The sequence below is a fragment of the Streptomyces sp. NPDC058308 genome (assembly GCF_042880275.1).
Taxonomy (GTDB): Bacteria; Actinomycetota; Actinomycetes; order Streptomycetales; family Streptomycetaceae; genus Streptomyces.
On sequence record NZ_JBHVZA010000015.1, the window covers coordinates 97750 to 122451 of the forward strand.

Annotated in this window: 16 protein-coding genes and 4 pseudogenes; 15 read left to right on the forward strand and 5 right to left on the reverse strand. The window is 66.0% G+C overall.

Features of this window, described 5'->3' with window-relative positions:
* The first annotated feature begins 258 nt into the window (after positions 1 to 258).
* From ACFVYL_RS21410 to ACFVYL_RS21430, 5 genes and pseudogenes are all read left to right on the forward strand, one after another.
* A pseudogene (locus ACFVYL_RS21410) lies at positions 259 to 1715 on the forward strand (NF041680 family putative transposase).
* A 36-nt stretch (positions 1716 to 1751) separates the two neighbouring features.
* On the forward strand, positions 1752 to 2060 hold the full coding sequence (locus ACFVYL_RS21415) for a DUF6192 family protein (protein WP_389718640.1): 309 nt from the start codon (positions 1752 to 1754) through the stop codon (positions 2058 to 2060).
* Positions 2030 to 2290 carry a DUF6192 family protein gene (locus ACFVYL_RS21420; RefSeq protein WP_389718402.1) on the forward strand — a complete coding sequence of 87 codons (261 nt, stop codon included), beginning with the start codon at positions 2030 to 2032 and terminating at the stop codon, positions 2288 to 2290. Before ACFVYL_RS21415 ends, ACFVYL_RS21420 begins: the two co-directional genes overlap by 31 nt.
* 392 nt (positions 2291 to 2682) lie before the next feature.
* Entirely contained in the window at positions 2683 to 3555 is an 873-nt protein-coding gene (locus tag ACFVYL_RS21425; protein ID WP_389718404.1) for an ATP/GTP-binding protein, read from the forward strand.
* A gap of 222 nt (positions 3556 to 3777) precedes the next feature.
* Positions 3778 to 3978: pseudogene (locus ACFVYL_RS21430) on the forward strand (transposase); the annotation flags it as partial.
* A 71-nt stretch (positions 3979 to 4049) separates the two neighbouring features.
* On the opposite strand, the gene ACFVYL_RS21435 reads toward ACFVYL_RS21430, so the two are convergent.
* Entirely contained in the window at positions 4050 to 4268 is a 219-nt protein-coding gene (locus ACFVYL_RS21435; RefSeq protein ID WP_389718407.1) for a hypothetical protein, read from the reverse strand.
* A gap of 714 nt (positions 4269 to 4982) precedes the next feature.
* Between ACFVYL_RS21435 and ACFVYL_RS21440 the strand changes: the two genes are divergently transcribed.
* From ACFVYL_RS21440 to ACFVYL_RS21460, 5 genes are all read left to right on the forward strand, one after another.
* Complete coding sequence (locus ACFVYL_RS21440; protein ID WP_389718409.1) at positions 4983 to 5585, forward strand: hypothetical protein; 603 nt, start codon at positions 4983 to 4985, stop codon at positions 5583 to 5585.
* Between the two features lie 126 nt (positions 5586 to 5711).
* Positions 5712 to 7901, forward strand: coding sequence for a DnaB-like helicase C-terminal domain-containing protein (locus ACFVYL_RS21445; RefSeq protein WP_389718412.1), 2190 nt, complete (start codon positions 5712 to 5714; stop codon positions 7899 to 7901).
* Positions 7901 to 8464 (forward strand): hypothetical protein, encoded by a 564-nt coding sequence (locus tag ACFVYL_RS21450; protein WP_389718414.1) that lies wholly within the window; start codon positions 7901 to 7903, stop codon positions 8462 to 8464. Before ACFVYL_RS21445 ends, ACFVYL_RS21450 begins: the two co-directional genes overlap by 1 nt.
* A 155-nt stretch (positions 8465 to 8619) precedes the next feature.
* The gene (locus tag ACFVYL_RS21455; RefSeq protein WP_389718415.1) at positions 8620 to 9171 is read left to right on the forward strand and encodes a winged helix-turn-helix domain-containing protein; all 552 of its coding nucleotides are present in this window, start codon (positions 8620 to 8622) and stop codon (positions 9169 to 9171) included.
* Positions 9147 to 9590 (forward strand): transposase, encoded by a 444-nt coding sequence (locus ACFVYL_RS21460; protein WP_389718417.1) that lies wholly within the window; start codon positions 9147 to 9149, stop codon positions 9588 to 9590. The genes ACFVYL_RS21455 and ACFVYL_RS21460 overlap by 25 nt, the downstream gene beginning before the upstream one ends.
* 87 nt (positions 9591 to 9677) lie before the next feature.
* Here ACFVYL_RS21460 and ACFVYL_RS21465 read toward each other — a convergent pair whose 3' ends face one another.
* Positions 9678 to 11981, reverse strand: coding sequence for an FG-GAP-like repeat-containing protein (locus tag ACFVYL_RS21465; protein WP_389718419.1), 2304 nt, complete (start codon positions 11979 to 11981; stop codon positions 9678 to 9680).
* Positions 11982 to 12567: 586 nt separating this feature from the next.
* Between ACFVYL_RS21465 and ACFVYL_RS21470 the strand changes: the two genes are divergently transcribed.
* Positions 12568 to 17775 (forward strand): DUF6531 domain-containing protein, encoded by a 5208-nt coding sequence (locus tag ACFVYL_RS21470; RefSeq protein ID WP_389718422.1) that lies wholly within the window; start codon positions 12568 to 12570, stop codon positions 17773 to 17775.
* 1041 nt (positions 17776 to 18816) lie between these two features.
* Here the strand turns inward: ACFVYL_RS21470 and ACFVYL_RS21475 are convergent.
* Complete coding sequence (locus tag ACFVYL_RS21475) at positions 18817 to 19389, reverse strand: ArsR/SmtB family transcription factor (protein WP_389718425.1); 573 nt, start codon at positions 19387 to 19389, stop codon at positions 18817 to 18819.
* 92 nt (positions 19390 to 19481) lie between these two features.
* Here ACFVYL_RS21475 and ACFVYL_RS21480 point away from each other — a divergent pair, with 92 nt between their 5' ends.
* The gene (locus ACFVYL_RS21480) at positions 19482 to 20201 is read left to right on the forward strand and encodes a hypothetical protein (protein ID WP_389718642.1); all 720 of its coding nucleotides are present in this window, start codon (positions 19482 to 19484) and stop codon (positions 20199 to 20201) included.
* 48 nt (positions 20202 to 20249) lie between these two features.
* Here ACFVYL_RS21480 and ACFVYL_RS21485 read toward each other — a convergent pair.
* Both ACFVYL_RS21485 and ACFVYL_RS21490 read right to left on the reverse strand, forming a co-directional pair.
* Positions 20250 to 20811, reverse strand: a pseudogene (locus ACFVYL_RS21485) (transposase); the annotation flags it as partial.
* 41 nt (positions 20812 to 20852) lie between these two features.
* Positions 20853 to 20987 (reverse strand): annotated as a pseudogene (locus ACFVYL_RS21490) (hypothetical protein); the annotation flags it as partial.
* Positions 20988 to 21183: 196 nt separating this feature from the next.
* On the opposite strand from ACFVYL_RS21490, the gene ACFVYL_RS21495 reads away from it, so the two are divergent.
* The 3 genes from ACFVYL_RS21495 to ACFVYL_RS21505 are packed head-to-tail and all read left to right on the forward strand — an operon-like array spanning position 21184 to position 24639.
* Positions 21184 to 22314 (forward strand): ABC-three component system protein, encoded by a 1131-nt coding sequence (locus ACFVYL_RS21495; protein ID WP_389718427.1) that lies wholly within the window; start codon positions 21184 to 21186, stop codon positions 22312 to 22314.
* A complete protein-coding gene (locus tag ACFVYL_RS21500) occupies positions 22311 to 22787 on the forward strand; it encodes an ABC-three component system middle component 2 (protein WP_389718429.1) in 477 nt (158 codons plus the stop codon). The genes ACFVYL_RS21495 and ACFVYL_RS21500 overlap by 4 nt, the downstream gene beginning before the upstream one ends.
* Complete coding sequence (locus tag ACFVYL_RS21505; RefSeq protein ID WP_389718432.1) at positions 22780 to 24639, forward strand: hypothetical protein; 1860 nt, start codon at positions 22780 to 22782, stop codon at positions 24637 to 24639. Before ACFVYL_RS21500 ends, ACFVYL_RS21505 begins: the two co-directional genes overlap by 8 nt.
* The last annotated feature ends 63 nt before the right edge of the window (positions 24640 to 24702 follow it).

The window sequence follows — 24702 nt, forward strand, 5'->3', positions numbered from 1 at the left end:
CACCCAGCAAGCGTTCCGGCGACACCCCTGAGGGGCCCCGCTCTGCCGGTGACGCGGTGAGGGTCCTTTAAGAGCCTGTCTCTGAACCATCTGATCAGAGGTTCAGAGACAGGCTCTAGCTTGATCTTTAACGTCCGGCGTCGAATGGTCCGTCGAACTTGATCACCCGGTTCGGTAACTGCCGTACATGGAGGCGGCCTTCGGCTGAACATGTGCTCCGACCAAGGAACACACACATTCAGCACGAAGGCCGTGAGGATGAGTCTGCTGCATCACGACGCCCGGCGAGAGTCGTTGGCGCAACTGTCATGCTTCCGGGGCGAGTTCTACGCTTGCCTGACCGCTCGTTCGGACGCCCTGTTCGAGCTGACTGATGCTGTTCTGTGCGGCGACGGTCCGGTGCGGTCACTGGCCGAGCTCTCGCTAGTGGGTGAACACCACCGCGGCCATGGAGGGCTCTATGCCGCGGTGGCCCGTGGAGGTATCGATGCTGGCCGGCTGCGGCGGGCGCTCGCCGAAGTACCACTGCCGCGGGCTGCCGACGGCCAGCTGGTCCTGGCCATCGACGTCACCTGCTGGCTGCGGCCCGACGCCCACACCTCACCGGAACGGATCCTGTGTCACACATACGGCCGGGGCAAGGACCACCACATCCCGGTCCCCGGCTGGCCCTACTCGATCATCTGCGCACCCGAGCCCGGACGCAGCTCATGGACCGCACCACTGGACGCACTGCGTCTGACACCCGGCGACGACACCGCCACCGTCACCGCCCGGCAGCTGCGCGAGCTGCTGCAGCGACTGATCGCAGCGGAACAGTGGCAGGCGGGCGACCCCGACGTCCTCATCGTGGCCGACGCCGGATACGACGCACCCCGCCTTGGCTTCCTCCTCAAAGACCTGCCTGTCCAGGTACTGGCCAGGATGCGATCCGACCGCGTCCTACGCAGAGCTGTCCCACCACGGCTCCCGCACACTCAGGGCCGACCGCCCCGGCATGGCGGCGAGTTCGTCTTCGGCCAGCCCGACACCTGGGGCACCCCGGACACCGAAACCATCACCGACACCCGCCTCTACGGAACCGCCAGGGCCCGCTCCTGGGACCGCCTGCACCCCAAGCTGACCCACCGCTCCTCCTGGGCAGCCGACGATGGCACCCTCCCCATCGTCGAAGGGACGGTGATCCGCCTGGACATCGACCACCTGCCCAGCGGAGCAACACCCAAGCCGGTCTGGCTGTGGTGGTCGGACACCGATGCCACCCCGGCAGACGCCGACCGTCTCTGGCAGGCATACCTGCGGCGCTTCGACATCGAGCACACCTTCCGCCTGTTCAAACAGACCCTCGGCTGGACCTCCCCAAAGATCCGCACCCCCGAGGCGGCTGACCGATGGACCTGGCTGATCCTCGCCGCCTACACCCAACTTCGGCTCGCCCGACCAATGGCAGCCGACCTGCGTCGGCCCTGGGAGAAACCCAGTTCCCCGGACAGGCTCACCCCCGCCCGAGTCCGCCGCGACTTCCGGCACATCCGCCCACAAGCGGTCTGCCCGGCCCAAGCACCCAAACCATCTCGTCCGGGCCCCGGACGGCCACCGGGCCGAAAGAACACCCGGCCCACACCCCGCCACGACGTGCACACACCCCGCAAACACCGTCAGCGAAACAGCGAACGACGAAATCAACAACCCCACGACCACGCCGCACAGGTTAAAGATCAAGCTAGGTCTCGTTCACCGTTCATCGCATCCTGGCCTCGGTCGCGGACGAGGACGAGCGGTGGGCGGCGATCGAGGACGCGCCGTTCAATCCGCGCACTGGGACTCGGCAGTGGAAGCCGGACGGCGCCCAGCGCGTGGTCGGCCAGCGAATCGACCGCCCGGTCACGCTGGACGAGAAGGTCGCGGCGGTCGCCGACCTTCCCCGAGATGACGAGGTCGGGGTGGTCACCGAGCTGACCCGCGACGATGACACCGCACAGGAAGTCACCCGTGACCTGCTGCACCGTCCGGGGTGGCCCGCTCGACGATGCGGAACAACACCACACAGATGCTGGTGAACCGCGCTCAGTTCGACAACACCGCCGAGAGCCGCGAGAAGATCCGCGACCGCGTCCAGGCCGTCCGCAAGATCGAGCACACCCTCGAATACGTGGACCTGGTGGGCTCCTGCCACGGCTTCGTGGCCACCCTGGGACGGCTGGTCCCCAAGATGCGCGGCCAGCAGTTCACCGACGACGAGCGCGAGACCGTCCGGCGCCAGCTGGCCCGGGTCCGCGCCGCGGCCTAATGACTGGAGGGCGCGCTCGATCACGGCGAGTTCACCCTGGACAAGCAGCTGACCCAGCCCCTGAAGGACGAATGAGCCATGCCGCGGCGCCCGCCGGCCCCGCCGCGGGAAGCGCGGCCTTTGTCCGAGCACTACGGTCGGAAAGACCACGAGAGCTCGACAACTGGCCAAGGATCGCAACTCTCTGCGGCTGATGGGTGTTGGCCGTGAACTATCCGGGTACATCTGCCAATTTGGCGCGCATCCTGGGTGCAGGAAGGCGAAGTTTGTGAACGCCGGGGGGCGCTGTGTCGGGTACGGGGCTATCGTGGAGCGAGAGGCTAGCTGGCATATGGGGGCGGGCGGAGTCGACCGTCACGAAGATCGTTCTCGCTGTTGTCTTCGCTCTGGGCTTGGTCGCCCAGTTTGTGAAGCCTCTCGGTGACGCTTTGCAAGACAAGGTGTACTTGGGCGGGGCACTACTCACCGCGGTGGGTTACGTGCTCTACAGCGAGGTGCAGCGTCTGAACGCTGCGCACACAACAGGTCAGGAGACAGAGCAGTCGCTGACCGCCACGGTGCGCCGCCTTGAAGACGAACTGCGGCGGCTGAACCAGGTGCTGCGCCCTCGGGCCACGCAAGGGGCGTTGCAGGCCGAGATCCAGCAGGCGCTCGAAGCTGGGGGAGATGTGCAGCTGACGGCGATGGGTTTCACCGGCGAGACGTTCGTCACCATGGTGAACAGCTTTCTGTATCACTTGAATACGGATCCCGCGCGTCGAGTGCATCTACGCGTCCTGGTACCGGACTTCACCGAGGAGATCGACGTCCCGGGCCAGGCAGGGGCCGCAGGCAAGGTCTCTGACGCTCCGCGGTTCCGTGAACATTTGAGGCACATGGTCGTGGAGCACGAGCGAAGCCTGAAGGCCCACATAGGGCGGATGGCCGGGCGAGGAAAGGGAACACTCACGGTCGAGTTCCGCGTGCTGCACATGTCGCCCTTGCGTAAGCTCTACTTCATCAACAGTGGCGTGGTGTATGAAGGGCTCTACAAGCTCGATCTGCGCCCTAACCCGGACTCTGATGCAGTTCCTAGGCCGGACACGTCCGAGGGCGATCTCCTGGATATCATCGGTGGCTCTCGGCTGGACCGCTGGTCCCTGGACAGCGGCGAACAAGACCGAAAGAACCTCGCCCACTGTCGGGAGTTCTTCGAGACGCTTTGGCGGGGAGCCCGCGAACTGGCGCCAGCAACGCTGCCTCCAAGTCGGCCAGATGCCCCCTGAGCCGCTCGCCGCATATCGGCGGGAGCGCTCGCCAGCAGGACGAGACCGGTGCCTTGCAGGTACAGCGAGCATTCTCTGCCCATCGCACAGATTACTGACCGGACCCGTGTGGGCCAGCACGGCCTGGGAGATAGTGATGGCCCTCTGCCAAGGCTTCCTGATGCGGGAATCGGTGAGCAAGCGAATCACTCGCGCCGTGGCACTGGCTGCGAGCCCCATCGGGAGAATCCGGCCGAACCCAGTCGGCTCACCCCCGTCCGGGTCCGCCAGAGTTCAGGAACCTGCGCCCGAACCTGCCCTGCCCGGCCCGTGCACCCAAACCCAACCGACCCTGCGCCGGCAGGCCGCCCTACCACTCGCTACGACGTAGTAGGCAAGACCACCAGACGCCCCGAAAGCATCACCGAACGCGATCAGCTCAGAGGCGGACCACGACTTCAGAATGGAACGGCCAGCCCGGCCTCGCGCAATCGAAACAGTGCCCTGCCCATGCACTAGGCGACCGACGCCCCGTCGGCTCTCATCCCACCGTCCAGCGGCCCACCAGAAGCGGCAAATGTCCACGCCGGCTGACCGTCACGCATGCGCTCCGCGTCGACCCGGATCATGGCGCCAGCCCCCTGCTCGCCAAGCCACTCCAGGATGGACAGCATCACCTCCTCGATGCCGCTGTCCAGGTCCACCTTGGGCCACCGCCCCATCTCCTTGGCCATGACCACAACCCTACTCAGCATCTGATCGGGTCGCGTCACGCACCCTTAAAGCGGCTCGGACCATAAAGAACAAGCTGAGCACGTTCAGATCATGCCCTCCGGCCTCGCAAAGCCTTCCGGAAAGTCCCACGACGACATCGCGGGGGCCGCCGGCCCGCGGCAGAGGGCGACGGTAGTCGGGAACGTCATGGTCGTGGACCCAACCAGCTGCCGGCCGACCCACGGCCTTGCTGTAACAGAGCTTGGTCCAAGAGCCAGTACTCCGTGGAGAAGACTGAACTGAACACGCCCCCATGGAGATGAGGTTGCCCCAACCTGACACGACGGGATGGGACGACGAACAACGGTCAGCCGACTGCTGCCTGCCGCCCTGGATGACGCAGCATCCGCAACGATCCGCCGACCGTTACCCAGCGCCCAACCGGACACACCCCCGCCATACCGCCTGACCGGCCCATCCATCACAGCATGCGAGCGGCCATCGGACACCGCAAGAACAGCCACCCCCAAGGTCTTCAGGCTGCCATTTCAGCCAGCGGTACACTCCTTAAAATCACACGGATATCATCCCCTCCCTCGCGCCACCTGCTGCTGACACGAGTGGAGCAGTCAGGCACCCCGGTTGAATGGGGCAGTGCACTACAGCACAAATGCGCCACCTGCGCGTACGATCCGCATCCATCACTCCCGATGCACTGATGAAAGGTCGCCACCATGCCGGAAGTTCAGTTGGAAGCTGCAGGAGTCCAGGGGCAATACGCCACCCAGGTGGCTTCGGACCTCGAGACCAACCGCAAGGAACAGGAGCGCATCGCCACTGAGATCGCGGCCTTGCAGGAACAACTGCAGCGGCTGGAGCACGACCACTCACTGCTGGTCAGGGTGCAGGAAGCCCTGAGTACGGCAGACACTGCAACGCCCGGCCTGAAGAAGAAGACCATCCGTCAAAAGTCGGCACCCAAGCCGCAGCGCAACACCAGCACGGCGGGTGGAACCCGCACGAAGGCGTCCGCAGCCAAATCCACGCCAGTCCCCAAGGTTCCGGCCGCACGCTCCGGGGGCCCGACGCTGGTCGAACTCGTCCGCGACCACCTCGACCAGCACAGCGAACCGCGTTCCGCTGCCGAGATCACCTCCGCGCTCACTAAGGCCTATCCGGAGCGCAGCATCAAGACCACGGTGGTACGCACCACGGTGGAGGGTCTGGTGGCCAAGGGGCTGGCTCAGCGCAGCAAGCAGGGCTCCTCGGTCTTCTACGTCTCAGCCACTCCCGCCGAGCAGACCTCGGCGCCGCAGCCGGCCTTCGCCACCAGCTGAGCTCACCACCGCAGTGCCCTGTGGTATCGGTTCATACCGCAGGGCGGGCCCGTCGTTGCCCCGTGGCGCACCAACTTTTCGGCCGCACGGCCTGCCCCGCCGCGACGCGACCCCTAGAAGGAGGACATGGTGGACGGCGAGACCTCCCCCGCACCGCAGGCCCACCCTGCACGGAAACTGGCGTCTTTGGCGGACCGGGTCAGTGGCGTCCTTGCTCCCGCCGTGCCCGGCCTCGGTTTCGGCCTCACCGAGCTGGATGCCGCCACTGGCGGCCTGCAGCCGGGCCGCCTCACTTTGGTGGCTGCGGCGCCCGGGGCGGGTGGCAGCCTGCTTGCTCTCGCTGCCGCGCGCCGCAGCGCGCTGGGCGAAGGGCGCCGAGTGCTGTACGCGGCCGCGGGCCTGACCGCAGATGATGTGACCCGTTGGATCATCGCGGCCGAGTCGGGAACCGACCACCGCAAGCTGCGGGCCGGGGCCCTCACCTCAGCCGAGCGCGAGGCGGCCGAGCAGGCCGGTGCCCGTCTGGTTCAGGCCCCTCTGCTCGTCGATGACGGCGCCGATCTGACCGCCGAGGCGATCGCCGAATCCGCTCCCTACGTCGATGACTTGGCCCTGATCGTCGTGGACCGGCTGCACCACAGTCCCGACCCGCACCTGCCGCTGTCAGGGCCCCGGGTTCCGCCCGCGGTTCGCACGTTGATGCACCTGGCCCGCCAGCTGTCGGTGCCGGTCCTGGCCGTCCTCAACACCGACCAGACACACGTGGTGCGTTCTCTGGACGCCGATGTGACTCTCACCCTGGCGCTCCCCGCAGGTGCGGACACCGCCACGGTGACGGTCACCGAACGCGACCTGGGCCAGACCACTCTCCTCCTCCAGTCCGACCTGAACCACGCACGCTTCACCGACGCACCCCCACCCTCTGCGCTGCCTGCTCCCGCTTCTGCCGAGTCCGCTCTTGCTGTGGCGGAACACGAACTGGCTGACGCCGCTCTGCCCTTCACCTCCGGAGCCCTCAAGGGCCTTGCCTCCCGCGCCGTGCAGATCCTCTCCGATCACCGCGACGGCGTCCTCAACGCCGATGGGAAGGGGCTGCCCGGTCTGCGTCGCCATACTGCTGCTCTGGCCCGCGACGCTCAGCTGGGCCTTCCCAGCCACCCCGCGGCCGAGCGCCTGCGCGCTGCCCTGGACGCGTTTGCTACCGCCCTGCAGCAGCACTCGACGGAGCGCCAGCCCCCGACCCAGCACGATGACACTCCCCTCGGCGCCGGGCCGGGCCTGCGCGCACAGAGCTCCGAGGCTGGAACCGCTGTCGGCGATGCCGGCCTGGGCGCTCCCGAGCCCGAGGACCTGGAGGGTCAAGGCGCACCGGAACTCCAGCCCGGTGACGAGGACGACGAACCGGGAAACGCCCCCTTCCCTGCCCTGCGGATCCTCAAGGAGGCCATCAGCCGGTCAAAGATGCACCCGATCGCAGTCATCAGTAAGGACGAGCGGGACGAGGCGCCTTGGGCTCTCTTCAACGAGGTCATGGACGGCGAGCCCCGCTGGGTCCATCCTGACGTGGACAGCGTGCGCATCCGAGGCGGCAAGCGCCATCAGCTCATCGTGCCCGACCGGTTCGGCCCCGGACAGCTTTGCACCATCGACCGTAACGGCTCCTACCCCTCCGCCTGCTCAGCCGTCACCTTGGCACCGAACAAGCTCAAGCAGACCGGTCCCCTGGAGCAGCGTGCCAAGGACCAGGCAGGCATCTTCCAGATTGATGTACCGGTCTGGAAGCACGCCCACATGCCGCACCCTCTGGGACGTCTGGCCATGCGGCCGGACGCTCAGGGCCGGATCTGGGTGACCACGCCGCACATGGAGATCCTGGAGAAGCTGATCAGGCAAGGTCACCTCACCGAGCCGCTGCGCATTTACGACTCCTGGACCGGGCGGGCCAACAACTCACTCCTCAAGCCGTTCTACCAGGCCGCGAAGACGGCCCGTGCCGAACTGATCGGTACGGGAGAGGCGTACATCGAGTACAAGCGGCGCCTGTCGATCGCTCTACGCCTGCTGTGGCCCAAGGGCGAGAGCGTGAACTCCCCGTTCTGGCGCCCGGACTGGCGCATGAGCATGGTCGCCGAGGCCTCCGTACGCCACTGGGTCATGGCCTGGGGTGCCGTCCAGGACGGCCACACACTGATCGCCCTGCGCAACGTCGACGAGGCCGTGTTCTGGACTCCGGACGGCATCGCTCCCGGCAAGTACAAGGTGGGAACCGGGTTCGGCGAGGTCAAAGTCAAAGTCGAGCAAGGAGGTGAGGACTGATGCCCCACGGCGAAGGGAACACCCTGGGCGCAGCCCTCAACAGCCTCCTCGCCGGCTTCGGTGCGCAGCCCAGGAATCGGCTCAAGTCCTACCGGGCCAAGGGCTGGCACGCCCAGCTCGTCCACCTCACCGAAACCCATCGCGGTTACGCAGAACTCGAGCGGGCCGGGCTCGGTGTCACCCACGCCACCCTCATGAAGTGGCTGGCCGACGACGAGTACACCGTGCGCCGCGCCTATCGCGAGACCATCCACCAGGCCTACGAAGCCGCCGCCACCACTCCCGCCGGCCCCATCCCGCAGAACTTCAAGGACCACCAGTTCGAGATCCGGGGCCTCGTGAAAACCGGCGCCGATGAACGCGAGCGTGGCGCTCGAGGCACCGCACCACTGCGCATCGACGGCCGCAACGGGCACTGGGCCTCGATCGAGTCGAAGTGGCAGGGCGGAGAACTCGACGACGGCTCCTTCGAAGATGACTTCATCGACTTCGTCATCTGCGACGACATCGGCGAAGGCACCGACGGATGGGAGTTCTCCGGCACCTGGTACACCATCAGCTGAGTCTGTCCTACTGACCTGTTCGAAGTGTTGTCGTGGTGGGTGACGGGTGATGATCCCTGCGGTAGGGCGGCGGGCTGACCGCCGAACGGCAGCACTTTCGTGAACAGATTCGGTTCGAGGCCGGCGAGCGGTTCGAGCGGGGTGAGAAGAACGTGGTGATCGCGAAGGAGCTGCGGGTGAATGTGCGGTCGGTGGAGCGGTGGCGGCGGGCCTGGTGCCAGGACGGGACTGCTGCCCTGGCCTCCGCGGGCCCGCCGAAGCTGCCCAAGCTGACCGATGACCGATTCGCCGAACTGGAGCAGGAATTGGCCCGGGGGTCGGCCGTGCACGGCTGGGAAGACCAGCGCTGGACCCTCGCAAGAATCCGCGTACTGATCTTCCGGCAGTTCGCGCTGGATGTCTCGCCGGCCGCGGTATGGCGGCTGCTGCACCGGCACGGCTGGTCCTGGCAGTCACCCGCTTGCCGGGCAATCGAGCGCGACGAGCACGCGGTGGAGCTGTGGAAGAAGGATGTGTGGCCGCAGGCGGATGACTGTGGCGGCGCAGGGAGCCTACGTCGTCTTCGAGGACGAGGCCGGTTCGGGATGACCTCTTCACGGGCTCGCACCTGGGGTCGGCGCGGGCAGACGCCGGTGGTGCGAGTGCGTGGCCGGTCCTGGCGCCGCTACTCGATCGCTGCCCTGTGCTGCTGCCGCCCTCCCGGCTGATGTACCGGCCCCGCCAGCACCGCAAGCACCGCGGCAAGGGCCGCAACAGCTTTGCCTGTACCGACTACCGCGACCTCGTCGTGCGTGCCCACATCCAGCTCAGGGCGCCCCCATCGTCCACGCACCGGACCGCCGGGATGCGCCAGTACGCGGCCGACCACGACTGGCTCACCATCATCTGTCTCCCCCCTACTGCACCGAACTTGAACCCGGCGGAGGGCGTCTGGTCATTACTGCGGCGCGGCTGGCTGGCTGGCTGGCTGGCCAACGTCACCTTCACGGACGGCGACCACCTCGAACACACCCTCCGCCGCGGCCTACGGCACATCCAGCACCACCCCGAACTCGTCGACGGCTGTCTCACCGGCGCCGGACTCAGCCTGACCAGCCAAGCGATAACACCCCGAACGGATCAGTAACGGGTTGTGCTGCTTATCGAACCGAGGCAGCAAGGTAAGGGCCGATGTTTTACGCAGATGCCCCTACCTCGCCACCGCGGGCAGAGGTCAGGGTGCCAGGGCCTGCCCTGCGTGAGCGGCAGCCGTAAGCCCTAGTGCGCTGGGGCCGTAGTAGGTGCCGCTGGCCGGGTTGACGCCGCTGGCGGCGGTCTCGATGTGTAGAAGTGTCCCGTCCCCCGTGTTCTCGCCCTCCGCGCCGACGATGAGGTCTACGCGGACGTTGCCGCGTACATCGGCCAGGGAAACTGCGGAGCCGAAGTGGTCGCCAGTTTCGCTGTCACCGGTGATGTCGGGAGTGTCCTGGTTGATGGCCACGGTGCCGGTACTTGTCAGGCCACCGGCGCTGCCGGGCAGAAGCAGGACGGCGCCGGCGTCTTTGCGGTCGGTCTCAGCACGGGTGATGTCCTCGTTCGGCAGTCCGGTCATGACGTCTGCGAAACCGTCCAGATTGGCGTCGCCGATTGCTATCGAGGAGCCCATGGCATCTCCGGATTCGGCTCCTCCGGGTACTCCTTCACTGCTCTGGTCGAGAGAAGTGGCGCCACTGGCAGTGATTCCGCTGGAGGACCCGTAGAAGGCCGTGACCTGTCCCCCTGTGGGTGAGCCGGACTCGGCGGTATAAGGCTGGCCCACGGCGATGTCGGTGTAGCCGTCGTCGTTGAGGTCACCTGCGGCGATGGAGCGGCCTCCCTTGACGGGGAGTACGCTGCCCGGCTTCAAGCCGCTTGAGGAGCCTTTGAACTGCATAATGCGGCCGGCGCCATCGGGGTCGATGTAGGTGATGGCTACATCGGCGTAGCCGTCCTGGTTGAAGTCGCCGCTGGCGGCGTCAGGGTGTGTGATCGCGCCCGGGGCAGTGAGCAGAGGGTTGCTCGTGGCCGTAGCTGTGGCACTGTCACGCACCCACCAGGCGGCGGGTTTGCCGGGGGCGAGGGCGAAAATGTCGGCCTCACCGTCGCTGTTGAAGTCGCCGGCCGTGACCGCCTCCCCCAAGCGTGCGTCGGTGACGCGGGCGGCCGATTCCAGGCTGTAGCCGTCTCCGCTGTCGAAGTCTGGGCCGTACAGGGCAGTGACGTAACCGCTGTCGCTGTGGCCATCTGCGTCGTTCTCACCCGGGGCACCCAGGACCAGGTCGGCGTGGCCATCACCGTTGAGGTCGCCATAGGCGCTGTCGGCGCCGAAGGCGTCCCCTGTTTCCGCGGTGCCGGGGACACCGGGCGCATTCTGGGTCAGGACGCGCTTGGCTGCACTGTCGGGGCCGTCCTTGCTGCCCGGCACGACGGTGACCGCACCCGCTGTCTTGAGAGTGCCGACCGTGCCTTGCGGGGCGCCGACGGCCATGTCGCTGAGGCCGTCGCGGTTCACATCGGCGGTGGGGGCCGCCGAATTCGCAGCGGGGCTGTTCGCATACGCGCGTGCGTAGGGCAGTTGGGCGTTCAGGTTCTCGTCGGGTGTGGAGGTGGGCATGGCCTCCGAAGCGCTAGCCAGGACAGGGAAGGTCACCTGCTCACCGGCCTCGTACTTGCCGTTGGAGGCGCTGGCCGTCATCGTGGCCGTGCCTGCGGGGTCGTGTCCGGACAGACCGAGTTTCCAGGCGCCGAGCCGCGCCAGCGACTGCAGGGCTGCGGGGGTGGGCCGGCTCGTGCCCATCTCACCCAGAAGGGCCACGCCGGCGGTGTCGGTGTTGAAGCCCGGTGTGTGAAAGCCGGTCACTGGCTTGTCCATGCCGCCGCCGCGGCCTTCGAAGATGGTGCCGCATTTGTCGATGAGGAAGTTGAACCCGATGTCGCTCCACAGGTGGTCGGGATCTGTCATGTGGTACGCCTGGATCCCCCGCACGAGCGCAGCCGAATCGGCGCAGCTGTAGTCGTTCGTGCCGCCTGCGGCATGGACCAGTACGGCTTTTGTCTCGGCGCCGAAGGCGGGGGGCTGGGTGGTGTTTTCGTTCGCCTGCCACTGTGTCCGTGTCGTGATAGGCGGCCGCCCTGCGACTGCGGTCGCCTGGTTGGCTGCCGGCATATGGGAGGCGCTGGGGTGTGTAGGGCGGGCGGCAGCAGACTGGTCCGGTGGGTTGGACGGGCCGGGATCGAGGAGCTTGACGCTGACCGCCTTCGGCAGGCGTTGCCTTCCCTGAGCCGGCCTCAGGCGGGCCTGCGCGGCGTCGGACGGTCCGACCCATAGCGGGTCCGTGCGCATGACGCCGGGATGCTTATGTCCTGAACCTGTGGATTCCTGCCGTGCATTGACTGATAGATCCAGCCACTTTGACCACGTGCCGGTGGCGGCGCTGCGTACCCGCACTTGAGCCGAGCCGTGGAAACGTGCAGCCCCGGACCATTCCATCCAGGCCATGGAGAAGTCATCGGTTGGCGTCGGGGGTATTTCTTCGCCACTCGACGGCGGCCGGGGAAGGCCGAGCGAGCGGACCTTGACTGGCTGAAATGAATCTGCCCTCAAGTCCCTTTCAGTGTCAGCTTGCGCGGGCCCGGCGCCGATGAAGGTTCCGCTGACCAGTGCCCCTCCCAAAACTACAGGGAGCCATCTCTTCTTTGGGCGCAGTCGAGACTTGCTGTTGCCTCTTCGCATGCAGTGCTCCTCACTCTCAGGCCATGGGCGATTTCCTTTCGACCCATGGGAGGGAGGAATGGTTGCGCACTCCAGCATGTGACGGTCGCCTCACATTCATCTTTCATTAAGGCACCTGCTGCGGCTGGCTGCCTGGAAGGATCAAACGGTTCACACACAACGGCCTGGGGAGGGCATGGTGCGGTTGCGCCTGCGAGGGGGGCGTCTTGTCGCGTCCATTACTGCGGCGGCGGTGATGTTGGGAGCTGGGGGACTCACCGCCACGTCTGCTGTCGCGGCACGGCCTGCGTCATCCACCTCAGCGAATGACACAGCACCCCGCGCCTCCGGGCCGGTTGAGCCGCGGAAAGCGATGACCGCCAAGGAGCGGCGGGCACAGGTGGCGGGAATCCGCACCCACGCTCAGCCCGGCACGATGACGGTCGGACCGAAAGGCGAAAAGCGGGTCTATTCGGGCAAGACGAAGCGGATGGTCAGCCCGCTCGGCCTTCCGGCGCCTGCCCCGAAATCGGCTTCAGCGGCTGCCGCACCGCCTGCCCCCAAAAAGTTCAGGCCTGTCCCCATCTCGTACATCAGCTTTCCGCTCGAGTGGGGCGGGATGCGCTGGGACAACCCTGACGCGGTGAGCAAGTGGTCGCACCACATCGCCTTCTACCGGGCCTCGGACAATGTCCAGTTGTCAGAGACCTGCTTCCGCGGGAGCGAAAGCTATCCGACGGGCACTTACTACAACAGTCAGTACGACAAAATGTCCCTTGATGAGGAGTACTACATCAAGGTGGCCGTCTCCAAGGAACCGGCTGCGGATACGACGACCGGCTGGGACTGCGCCAAGAACTGGAGCGCCGAGGCGAAGTCGCCGGCGATGCCGCCCCAGCCCCGTCACATCACTCTGCCGGGCGCCGAACAGACCGGCTGCGCGTGCACAGACACCACAGGGCGGCCGAGCATCCTCGGCCACATGGGTGACCCGGTCAACACCTCGACCGGGGACCTTGCCGAGACTGCCCTGGACGCCAAGGTCCAGGCTCCCGGCGTCCCGATCAGCCTGGGACGCATCTATAACTCGGGCAACAGGACAGCGGGTGCACTCGGCCCCGGATGGTCCTTTCCCTATGACGCCCGCCTGACTGTGTCCGGGACGAACGTTACGTTCACCTCGGATACCGGCGTGCAGGCCAAGTACACCCAGCAAGCCACCGGAACTTACCAGCCATCCTCGAAGGGGGTCAGATCCGCACTGTCCGGCTCGGCCTCCGACGGGTTCAAGCTGACCCTCCCGGACGGCGGCACCCTGGCGTTCAACGGCTCGGGCCGCCTCACCTCCTGGAAGGACCGCTCCGAGCACGGCATCGAGCTCAGCTATAACACAGCCGGGCTGTCCGGGATCACCGATGCCGTCGGCCGCACGGCCAAGGTGGACACCGACCCCGCCACCCATCTACTGCGGCGCGTCGAGCTCCCCACCGGTCAAAGCGTCGAATACGGCTACACCGAAGGCCGCCTGACGTCGGTGAAGGGAACTGATGGGCGTACCACCGGCTACGGGTATGAGGCCGGGCGGCTGGCCAGCATCACCGATGCCGCTGGCCGGAAGGTCATGCAGACCTTCTACGACGATGAAGGACAGGTGTCCCGTCAGGTCGACGCCGAAGGCCGCGAGACCACCTTCGACCGCAGCGTCTATCAGTCGTCGTTCACAGACGGGCGGAGCGGCATCTGGACCGATCTGTACTCGGGCAGTCTCCTCACCGCCCGCATCGACCCTTTCGGCAAGTTCACCAGCCTCCTCTATGACGATGCGTTGCGGGTGATCGCTGTCGTGGACGCAGAGGGCCACCGCACCAAGTTGACCTATGACGCGGCCGGCAACCTCAAGAGCCGCACTCAAGGTCCGCTCACCCAGAAGTGGACCTACTACGACGACGGCACCATCAAGACCTCTACCGACGGCCGCGGCGCTACGACCACCTACAGCTACGACGCCAAGAAGCAGCTGAAAGAGGAGAGCGGGCCCTCCGGCAAAAACACGTACACCTATGACAGCGTGGGCAACATCAAGTCCGTGACATCGCCCCGCGGCAAGGCCACTACGTACGACTACGACGCCGAGGGAAACCTCAAGGCAGAGACTTCTCCGTCGGGCGCCAAGACCACCTATACCTACGACGCGGCAGGCCGGCAGAAGACCGTCACCGATCCGCGCGGCAATGCCGAGGGAGCGGACCCGAAGAAATACACCACCACCAGTACCTATACCTCTGAGGGCTGGCTGGAGACTGTCACCGACGGGGCCGGGCACGTCACCAGCAACACATACGACGCCAACGGCAACCTCAAGACGGTCACCGATCCCGCTAAGCGCGTCACTACGTATGAATACGACGCCTTCAACCGCGTCAAGGTGACGACCGGGCCGGAGGGCGGCCGCACGCTCACCGGCTATGACGTTGCAGGCAACCTCGCGTCGGTCACCGATCCCAGCGGGGCCAAGACGACCTACACCTACGACGCGGCCAACCGCCTGGCTACGACGACGAGCCCCCGCGGCAATGCCGAAGGCGCGGACCCGAAGAAATACACCACCACCTACGGCTACGACGACACCGGCAACCTCACCACAGTCGTCGACCCCACCGGCGCGAAGACCGTCACGGGATACGACGCTCTCAACCGGCCGACCACAGTCACCGACCCCCTCAAGGGGGTGACCGAGACCAAGTACGACAACAACGGCAACGTGAAAGAGATTATCGACGCGCTAAAGAAGTCCACCCTCTTCACCTACAAGCCGAACGATCTGCTGGAGACGGTCACCAATCCGCTGGGCAAGGTCACCCGCTACGACTACGACGCGGACGGTAACCGCACCAGCATCACCTCGCCGCTGGGGCACAAGCACAGCTCGACCTACGACGCGGACGGCCAACTCGAAACCGAGACTGAGGCCCGCGGCAACGAACCCGGGGCCGACCCGAAGAAGTTCACCACCACCTACAAGTACGACCTCGCCGGTAACCTCAGGCAGCTCACCGACCCCCTGGGCCACACACAGAAGTTCACCCACGACGAGCTCAACCAGCAGCGCACGGCCACCAACCAGAACGGCGAGACGACCAGGACTGACTACGACGTACTGGGCCGTATCGAGACGGTGACAGCCCCCGATGGCGGGGCCACCACCTACACGTACGACGCCGCGGGGAACATCAAGACCCGCACCGACGACAACAAGCACACCACCACCTACGGCTACGACGGCAGCAGCCACCTCAAGTCGATCACCGACCCGATGGGCCGCCAGACCAGCTTCGGCTATGACACCGACGGCAACCGCGAGACCGTCACCAACGCCCGCGGCGTCACTTCCAGCACCCTGCACGACCCGCTCGGGCGCCCGACCAGCACGACCTATACCGACGACACCCCGGACGTCACCGTCACCTACGACGACCTGGGCAACCGTAAGAAGGTCGTGGACGGCACCGGCACCCGTACCTTCACCTATGACCCCCTCAATCGGCTCAAGACAGCCTCCGTCCCCGGGCAAGCCAAGGGCTTCGTCTACGACTACAACGACGGCGGACAGCTGACCAGCCGAACCCTGCCCCACGGCCGTAGCACCGCCTACACCTACGACAGCGACGGCAACCGCCAGACCGCCAAGACCGGTGCAGCCACCACCACCTACGGATATGACCCGGCCGGCCGGCTCACCAGCACCACACTGCCCAGCACCAACGGATACACCGAAACTCGCACCTTCGACGCCATCGGGCGCGCCACCAGCATCGCCAGTGCCCGCGGCAGCACCACGCTCTCGCGCTGGAAGGCCACCCTGGATGCTGCAGGCCAGCCCAAGCGCATCGACTCCCAGCACAAGTCCAAGGCCGAATCGCTCTATTACACCTATGACAGCGCCGGCCGCCTGAAGAGCGAATGCGCCTCCCCCACCCAGGCCGACACCTGTCCCACCGAGGCACCCGCCACCACCTACACCTACGACAAGGTAGGCAACCGCCAGACACGCACCACACCCAGGGGCACCACCACCTACACCTACGACGGCGCCGACCAGCTGACCAAGGCCGCCACCGGGAGCTCCGCAACCGACTACGGTTACGACAAGGACGGCAACCAGACCACGGCCGGCGCCCGCACCTACGCCTACGACGCCGACAACCGCCTCACCGGCATGACCGCAGGCGGCAAATCGTGGGGCTTTACCTACGACGCCGACGGCAATCGCACCCAGCGCACCAAGACCGGCGTCACCCTCGCCTGGGACATCAACAACACGCTGCCGCAGCTAGCCGCTGAGTACACCTCCACCGGCACCCCGTTCGCCGACTATCAGTACACCCCAACCGAAGAGATCGAGTCCGAACACCGCACCGTCTCTGGCACGGACAGCGCGTACTACTACCACCGCGACCTGGTCGGCTCCATCACCGACCTGACCACCGCCACCGGAACCCAAGCCAAGACCTACGCCTACACCAGCGCCTTCGGCACCGGCGGTCCCGGTATCGACACAGGCCAGCCCGGCAACAACTTCGGCTACGCCGGCCAGTACAAGGAACCGGTAGGAGGCGAGGACGCCGGGCTGGCAGACGCACTCGGCTACAACATGCGTGCCCGCACCTACACCCCCGACCAGGGCCGCTTCACCGGGCGTGACCCCTACACACCCGGCCAGCAGACACCCGCTGGGTCCCCGTACACCTACACCGAGAACCGCCCTACCTATCTCTACGACCCGGCCGGCACCTGCTCATGGACATCCTTCGGCGGCGACAAGAGCTGCTGGACCAAGGACATCCCGGGCACCGAGTGGATTCCCCTCTCGCCTGTCATTGACAAAATCGGTGACTCCTACCAGAACACCTGCCAGAAGGGATCCGACTACGCCAAGGCGAACGGCCGCTCAGGATGGAGCGGCTGCATCGACGAGTACACCGGCGTCGGGCCCATACGCCGCGGGGTTGACTCCTATCAGCAGGGCGACATCGCTAACGGAACGATGCAATGCCTCGGCGGCGTAGGCCAGTTCGGCCTTTTCCTCATGCCAGGCCCGAAGGTCCCTGTTGCGAGCTCCAACAGCCTGGCTGCGGCAGTCGGGAACCTGCGCTGGGGGGCCGGTGGCGGCGGGGTCACGATGAGAGGACTGTCATACAAGACTCCACAGACACCCGACCTCGTCAAGCTCATCAACCCCCTGAACGGGGGCCAGAACTGCCGAGCCTGCTCCGTCGCAGTGGACTCAACGCTCTCCGGAGCTCCCGCCTCAGCCATGAACATTCAGGCCGGCACGGTGGCCAGGATTGAGAAGTTCTATCCTGGAAGGCGCTTCAGGCCTTCCAACCTGAGCCGCATAGTTGAAGAAATCGCAAGAGGAGGAAACGGGGCACGAGGGATTGTAGTTGGGACCAAGGGTCGCCAAGGACACGCCTTCAATGTCGTAAACGTGGGAGGAGATGTGGTGTTCCTCGACGGACAGACTGGACATGCCTCACACATAAAGTACTGGCGAAATTTCACGTTCATGAGGACGAGGTAGCATGATTGACTCCACTCGGGCTCTTCGCCTCGCGGAGAGGTTCCTAAAAGAGCACCAGCGGTCAGAGATTCCCCTGGCCATCGACGAAGGCAGCGTAATCACTCAAGATGGTTATCTAGTCGCTCCGTGCAATAGCGAAGAATTCATCCGAACAGGGAATTCTGAAGCAATGGTGGTCGGCTGCACCCCCGTGAGGGTAGATCTCAGAACCGGTAGTTGCCGATACTTGTCGCTCGCAGAGGCCATCGAACTCGACGTGTGATCGCCGCGGACAGGGTGACAGGGCTTTGGGTGCGGTTCTTCCTGAGTGAGATCGCGGTCAGGCCGTGAGAGCGTATTGGTGCTGGCCAGCTGGATAGAGGCGCTGGTGCTCAGCGGCGAGATGGTGCGCCCAGCAGGTGTCAAGACGGCCCGGGACGGGCCGCAACGTCACGGCAAGTTGAGGCGTGCAGCCGGTCCACCTCGGCCTGAGCCGCAGCTCTCAGATCATCGTTTCCGCGGCGGTGGATCCGCAACCGCCGCGCGGGCTGCTTCAAGGCCGCTTGCCCTGTATCCGGCGCACCGCACAGGACGTGATGCCACGGCACGCTCCGGTCCCGGGCATAAGACGCCCTTATCGGTCGGTACCGAAGGACGGCTTGCACGGTCAATGCGGACACGATGGTGCATCCCAGCTGGGTCGGCGAGCCGCGGCCGTGACGGCAACCAACCACCTGGCCGGTCGGTGACCTCGGCACCCAATTGCGGGTGGTTGTACAGCGCGTAGACGGGCAGACGGCCGGGCGGCCAGTGCATCGTGGACCAGCAACTCGCTTTGGCGCGAGGAATTGTCAAGACCTGTGGATCGATCTTGGCCAGGCCACAGTCTCGATGGGCGGCGTGACTGACGTTGATCTTCTTCTCGTTCGAGGTCCGCGCAAAGCGGCGCCCGAATGGGGAGACCGTGGCTGCCCGTGAAGATGTTGGCCCGACATGGTGCCTTCCCTCAACTCACTCGTACGGCCAGTCGGCCGATCAGACAGTTCGCCAGCCGACTGCCGGTCAGTCAGCGGGCAGGCCGAACCAGCGGAGGAGTACGGGGCGTGCGTCGTCGGGGGCGTCCTCGGGTCCGCGGGCATAGCGCGCGAGCAGGGCCTGATAGTCGTCATGGAATGCGCCCAGCTCACCCTCCGTGAGGTGGATGAGGCTGCGGGAACCCCGCATCCAGCCTTCGGACTCCGCCTGTCCGGCGGTGAACTGCCGGGCGAGCTCGACGTCCTCTTCCATCCTCATTCGGTCCAGCTCGGCCGACATGGCGCGCTCGGCCTCCGTCAGCTCACCCTGCGGCGGTCTGCGGATGTCGAGCCCCCGCACACCGCGCCACCAGCGCTCCCGCCCGGTGGAGCGCTCGGGGGTGTCCTCGATGAGGCCACTGCGCTCCAGCATGCGCAGGTGGTAGCTGAGCGTCCCGGTGTTCTGGCCGAGGGCGGCGGCCAGCGTAGTTGAGGTGGCTGGGCCCGTCGCGCTGAGGTGGCGCAGGATACGCAGGCGCAGGGGGTGCGAGAGGGCCTTGAGCACTTCTGGGCTGTCGACCGTGCGCCGCCCTGCGGCTTCCGCTCTCCGCTCTTTCGTCATGGAGGCAGTCTATCCAGATAGCAGCGTTTCCTCTGCAGACCTTTCCCTGCAGAGAAAGCTCTGCAATGCTGAGGTGTATGACGTCGAACCGAGTGACCTTGAATCGCACAGTCCGCCGCTTCACAAGTGCTGCTGCGGGGGCCCTGCTTGCCGGACTCGCCCTGAGTGCCGCCCCCGCGCATGGAGCTGAACGGGCCGCGGATTTGCCCGAGTTCGACTTCTCCGCCTGCCCGACCGTCGATGAGCTGCCTGCGGGTGCGGACCCCGGGGCCTGGCGCTGCGAGGTCATGCACGCCACGGGGCATCTGCGCATGGGCGCCGTCGACGAGCCGCTCACCGAACCTATGAAGATCACCTTTGCGGAAGGCCGTGTAGATGGTGAATTCCGCCAGGTCTTCGGTGAGATGACTGCTGCGCCGATCCGGGCGGGAGGCACCCCGTTGACCCTGACTCCGCAGTACGGCGGCTACTCGGACTTCCTGTCCGACGACACCCGGCGCGGCGAGTTCGACATCAAGTTCGCCATAGGCTCGGCGCACGGGCTGCTGGCCCGGCCGTCGTCGGGCTGCTCGGTGGGCAGCGATGAGGACGCGGTCCACCTAGTGCTCAAGGACACCGATCCCACCCGGGTGATATCCAGGGACCCCCTGGTCGTCGCCTTCGGTGCCCAGGACGCGGAGTTCGCCGCCCCGGGCACTAGTGGCTGCGGCCCCCTGAGTCGCGCGCTCGACCGGGCCCTGGATCTGCCGTCCGCGGCGGGGTCGAACGCCTTCAACATGGATGTCACGGTGGCCATCCGGTCCTACACGTAGACCGGTTCCGTGAGTAATCGTCAACACCTGTGAGCCAGTTGCGGTGGTTCAGGCCGCGTTAGCCTCGGAGCGTTCTACGAGTTGGCCGCGCTCGAAGCGGGCTCCGGCCCGGACGAGGGCGACGAGGGGAGGAGCGTTCACGGCCCGCCAGCGGACTTGGGCGGACTCGACGAGCTTGAAGACCATCGCGAGGGCCGTCGCGTGGGAGCCGGCGCCCTTCGTGACCTTCGTCCGTAGCCGCGCCGTCGTGAAGGTCGACTCGATGGGCCTGGTGGTCCGCAGGTGGATCCAGTGCTCGGCCGGGGAAGTAGAACGCCAGCAGCTCGGCCTCGTCATCGACGATCTTCTTGACGGCTTTGGGGAACTTCGCCCCGTACTGCTTGGCGAACGACTTGACCGCGCCGGCCGCGTGCTCGCGGTCCTCGGTGTTGTAGATGTCCTGGACCGCCTACTTCGCCGCCGACTGGGCTGACTTCGGAAGGCTGTCGAGGACATTGGCCGTTTTATGAACCCAGCACCTTTGATGGCGCGTTTCGGGGAAGACTTCGTCGATCGTGTTCCAGAAACCGAGAACGCCGTCACCGACGGCGAAGGCGGGAGCGCGTCGGCGGCCTGGATCGCCAGGAGTGTCTTGCCGGGGCCGGTCGCGGACACGTACAACGCCCGGGCGTGGGGCCGTCGCAGGTGGCGGGTGATGGCCTCAAGGCCTCGGGGCTGGTATGGGTGTAGCTGCGGGCGGGCTGCTCTTGGCGGACCGGTGTGACCATGGCGCCCAACATCGCCGATGCGGCCGCGTGTTGTTGCTGCCTGCGGGTTGGCCGACCAGTGCTGTCGAGATGCGGCGGCTTGGGAGGAGGAGGGCGGTGGGTCAGCACCGGATGTGGTGGGTGGGGTGGGGGCTGGGTTTGGTCTTCAACTGCGGAGAGGCGGGTGATATGAACGTGTGGGGTTGCGGATCAGTTTGTCGCACATCGGGGGCTCAATGAACGTAGCGCAGTCGTCTTCTGTGTCCCCTGACGAGCCGCTGTTCACGCGGCTCCCGGAGCCGTCGCAGGCTCCTGTGACAGTGGTCACCCCCATGATGGCCCTGCCACCTTCGCTGACGCCCAAGCAGCTTTTGACGCACCTGTCGGCCGACGCCTGGGAGGAGTTCATCTACGAGTGGGTGATGGGGCTCAAGGAGGCGGGGTATGTGGACGTGGTGAGTATGGGAGGCTCCAACGACCGTGGTGCCGATGTGGCGGCCTTCCTTACGGCTCAGAAGACCGATGGCGTCTGGGACTGTTTCCAGTGCAAGCACTATGAGCGGGCGTTGTCGCCGGCCGTCACCTTCCCTGAGATCCTCAAGATCCATTCCGCAGTGGCGGAGCAGCAGTACAAGGTGCTGCCCCGGCGCTATGTGTTCGTGGCGCCGAAGATCGGAGCATCACTGGTCCAGCTGCTGGCCAAGCCGTCAGCGCTGCGTTCTCAGTTCTTCGCCTGGGCGGAGAAGAACAAAGATAGGATCGTTGTGGAATATCAGGGGGGCATGCTGGAGCGGGCGTTGGGGCTCGCCCGTGTATCGGACTTCTCCCGTTTCGAGGCGGGCAATCTCGACACGATCCTCGAGCAGCACGCGACAACGCCGTATCACGTCAGGCGTTTTGGGACACAGCTGCCCGACCGGCCGGCGAGTGAGCCGACCCCACCGGAACCTGCCCCGAACGAGGCCCGGTACGTCCAGCAGTTGCTAGACGTCTACCACGAGAAGTGGGGGTGTTCCCCGGCCTCTCCGGCCGAGGCCAAGGTCCATCCCCGGGCAGGGCGTAATCTGCAAAACCAGCGCGAGGCGTTCTACCGCGCCGAGCAGCTGCGGATGTTCGCCCGGGACAGTGTGCCGCCCGGGACGTTCGAATCACTGCAGACTGCGGTCTACAAAGGGGTGGTGGAGGTCGAGGAGGATGACTTCACCTCCGGGTGGGCGCGCCTCAAAGCGGTCCTGGCTGCCGCGCGGGAGATGCAACTGGGCAACAATGTTCTGGTGCAGGTCGTGGACTCGGACGACCGCAAGGGCATCTGCCATCAGCTCGCAAACGAAGACCGTCTGACATGGGTGCAGGGGGCGGACCGGTGAATCCCCTCAACAGTCCCCTGGAGGTCGGGGTGCGGGCCCTAGTGCTGCTGTCGGCCTCGTTCCCCGAGCCGCTGGATGTGGCGCGGCTGGTCTATCTGGACCACGTGATGCTGCACAGCGGCGACATGGACGGCCCGCCCAGCCTGCTTCCCTCCTTGCCGGCAGGGCCGGGCGAGCTCGCCATGAAGCGGCATCTCATCGAGCAGGGACTGATCGTGCTGCTGAGGGCTGGTCTCGCCGATATGGAGGCCGGCCCGGGCGGGCTGGTCTACCGGGCCAGCGAGGAGGGGCCGGGGTTCATCGACATTCTCGAGGCCCCTTACACCTCAGCTCTCAAGGAGCGCGCGTCCTGGGCGATCTCTGCCCAGGACTCCTCGCGTCTGGACGTGCGCGCCGCCACACGGGCCATCACCGAGCGGTGGGCCCTGGAATTTCACTCCCAACTACCTGCTGCAGGAAGTGATCATGCCTAGTCTGCGGCTGCTGCACCTGACGTTCGCCGGTATCGGGCGAGAGAAGGCGCAGGTCGTCTTCGACCCACGGCTGACCGTTATCTACGGCGCTTCGGACACCGGCAAGTCGTTCGTGACGGAAGCGATCGACTTCATGCTGGGGGCGCGCAAGCTTGCGCTCATCCCCGAGGCCGAGGGCTACTCCCAGATCCTGCTGGGCATGGAGCTCCCGGATGGGAGCGTCATCACGCTCATGCGGGGCCCGCAGGCCAGCCGGATCGGCCTGTTCCACAGTGACGAGCGCGATCTGGTGTTCCGGGCGCCGGATCTTGATCTGGCCGCGCAGCACAGCCCCAGGAGTGCAAGGAACCTGTCCCGGTATCTGCTAGAGCGGCTCGGTCTTGACGGTGCGTTGATCGGCACGAACGACACGGGCGGCACCAAGCTGCTGGGGTTTCGCGATCTGATGCACCTGTGTCTGGTCAGCGAAACCCGGATGGTGTCGAAGGTGCCGCCAGTCCTCAAGTCAGCAGCAACCAGCGGGCAGACAGCGAGCAAGTCGGTGCTGAAGCTGCTGCTGACAGGGCAGGGCGAGCCCGCCAACGGGCCACACCTCAGCCAGGGGCAGCGCCGGGTCCACAAGGGCAAGATCAGCCTGCTGGATGAGCTCATCCTCGACCTGCAGCGGCAGTTGGACCCGCAGGGCGGCAACGAAGCAGAGCGGACCGAACAGCTGCGGCGCATCCTCACCCGCCAGGACATCGCATCGGCCTCCCTGCGAGAGGCCACGGCCCGTCAGGCCGAGGCAGTCGCCCGCCGCACGGGCCTGTCAGTCACACTGAGTCAGTACGACCAGCGCCTGGCCGAGATCGATGACCTGATCGGCCGGTTCGGCCTGCTGCGCAGCCAATACGAATCCGATCTCGCCCGGCTGGCGATGGTCGGCGAAGCCGGTAACCTGCTGGGCTACTTCCGCACCGGTACCTGCGCCTTTTGCGGAGCAGAGCCGGAGCACCAGGCCGCGGACCACGACGCTCGAGAGACCACCGCACTGCACACCGCGGTGCAGGTCGAGAGCCACAAGACTCAACAGCTGCTGTCGGACCTACACCTGACCATCGAGGACCTGCAAAACCAGCGCACAGAGATCGCCGGGCAGCGCGAGAACAGCCAGATCCAGGCAGCAGCCGCGGACCATGCCATCGCCGTGCTCGACGAAGAACTTCAGCCGCTCCAGGACGAAGCCGCCGAACTGATGGCTGCACGCTCCGCCGTGGAGCGCGAACTCGGAATCCACCATCGGATCCAGGAACTCGAGGACGTGAAAGCGGCCCTGGTTGCCGATGGGGCCCAACCGGGCGGACGCCCCAGCGGCAGCATTTCATCCACCATCGTGGCCGCATTCGACCGCAGCGTCGAGCGCACCCTGGATGCCTGGCACGTCCGTATCCACGACGTGGCGTACGACCAGTACACCGCGGAGTTGTTCGTCGGCGAACGAGCCCGCGCCGGACACGGCAAGGGCATGAGAGCCGTGTTGCACGCCGCGTTCGCCACCTCGCTGGCCGATTACTGCATCGGCCAGGAAAATCCCCACCCCGGCTTCGTCATCCTCGACTCGCCACTGGTCACCTACCGCCAGCCCGGAGTGCTGCGCACCGATGACGCCGATCTGCCTGACAGCGTCATCGACTACTTCTACCGGGACCTTCTGGACAGATTTGACGGCCAGGCGATCATCGTGGAGAACAGCGACCCACCCACCGACGTCATGCAGCACGCCCAGGTGTACATGTTCAGCCGCGCCCCGCGCGAGCACCGCTTCGGCTTCTTCCCCGTTGACTCCAGCTCGGCTCCCTCAAGCACACAGTGAGGTACGGGGCGCATCCGTGGAGGCAGGATCTGCGAGCAGCGCTCACCGATTGGTACAGGGCAG

Excerpts from the sequence above, each read along its gene's own strand:
- ACFVYL_RS21435 (WP_389718407.1), bottom strand. The coding sequence starts at position 4,268 with ATGGCCAAGGAGATGGGGCGGTGGCCCAAGGTGGACCTGGACAGCGGC.
- ACFVYL_RS21470 (WP_389718422.1), top strand. The coding sequence starts at position 12,568 with ATGACCGCCAAGGAGCGGCGGGCACAGGTGGCGGGAATCCGCACCCAC.
- ACFVYL_RS21440 (WP_389718409.1), top strand. The coding sequence starts at position 4,983 with ATGCCGGAAGTTCAGTTGGAAGCTGCAGGAGTCCAGGGGCAATACGCC.
- ACFVYL_RS21450 (WP_389718414.1), top strand. The coding sequence starts at position 7,901 with ATGCCCCACGGCGAAGGGAACACCCTGGGCGCAGCCCTCAACAGCCTC.
- ACFVYL_RS21420 (WP_389718402.1), top strand. The coding sequence starts at position 2,030 with ATGCGGAACAACACCACACAGATGCTGGTGAACCGCGCTCAGTTCGAC.
- ACFVYL_RS21505 (WP_389718432.1), top strand. The coding sequence starts at position 22,780 with ATGCCTAGTCTGCGGCTGCTGCACCTGACGTTCGCCGGTATCGGGCGA.
- ACFVYL_RS21445 (WP_389718412.1), top strand. The coding sequence starts at position 5,712 with ATGGTGGACGGCGAGACCTCCCCCGCACCGCAGGCCCACCCTGCACGG.
- ACFVYL_RS21495 (WP_389718427.1), top strand. The coding sequence starts at position 21,184 with ATGAACGTAGCGCAGTCGTCTTCTGTGTCCCCTGACGAGCCGCTGTTC.
- ACFVYL_RS21475 (WP_389718425.1), bottom strand. The coding sequence starts at position 19,389 with ATGACGAAAGAGCGGAGAGCGGAAGCCGCAGGGCGGCGCACGGTCGAC.
- ACFVYL_RS21465 (WP_389718419.1), bottom strand. The coding sequence starts at position 11,981 with ATGGCCTGGATGGAATGGTCCGGGGCTGCACGTTTCCACGGCTCGGCT.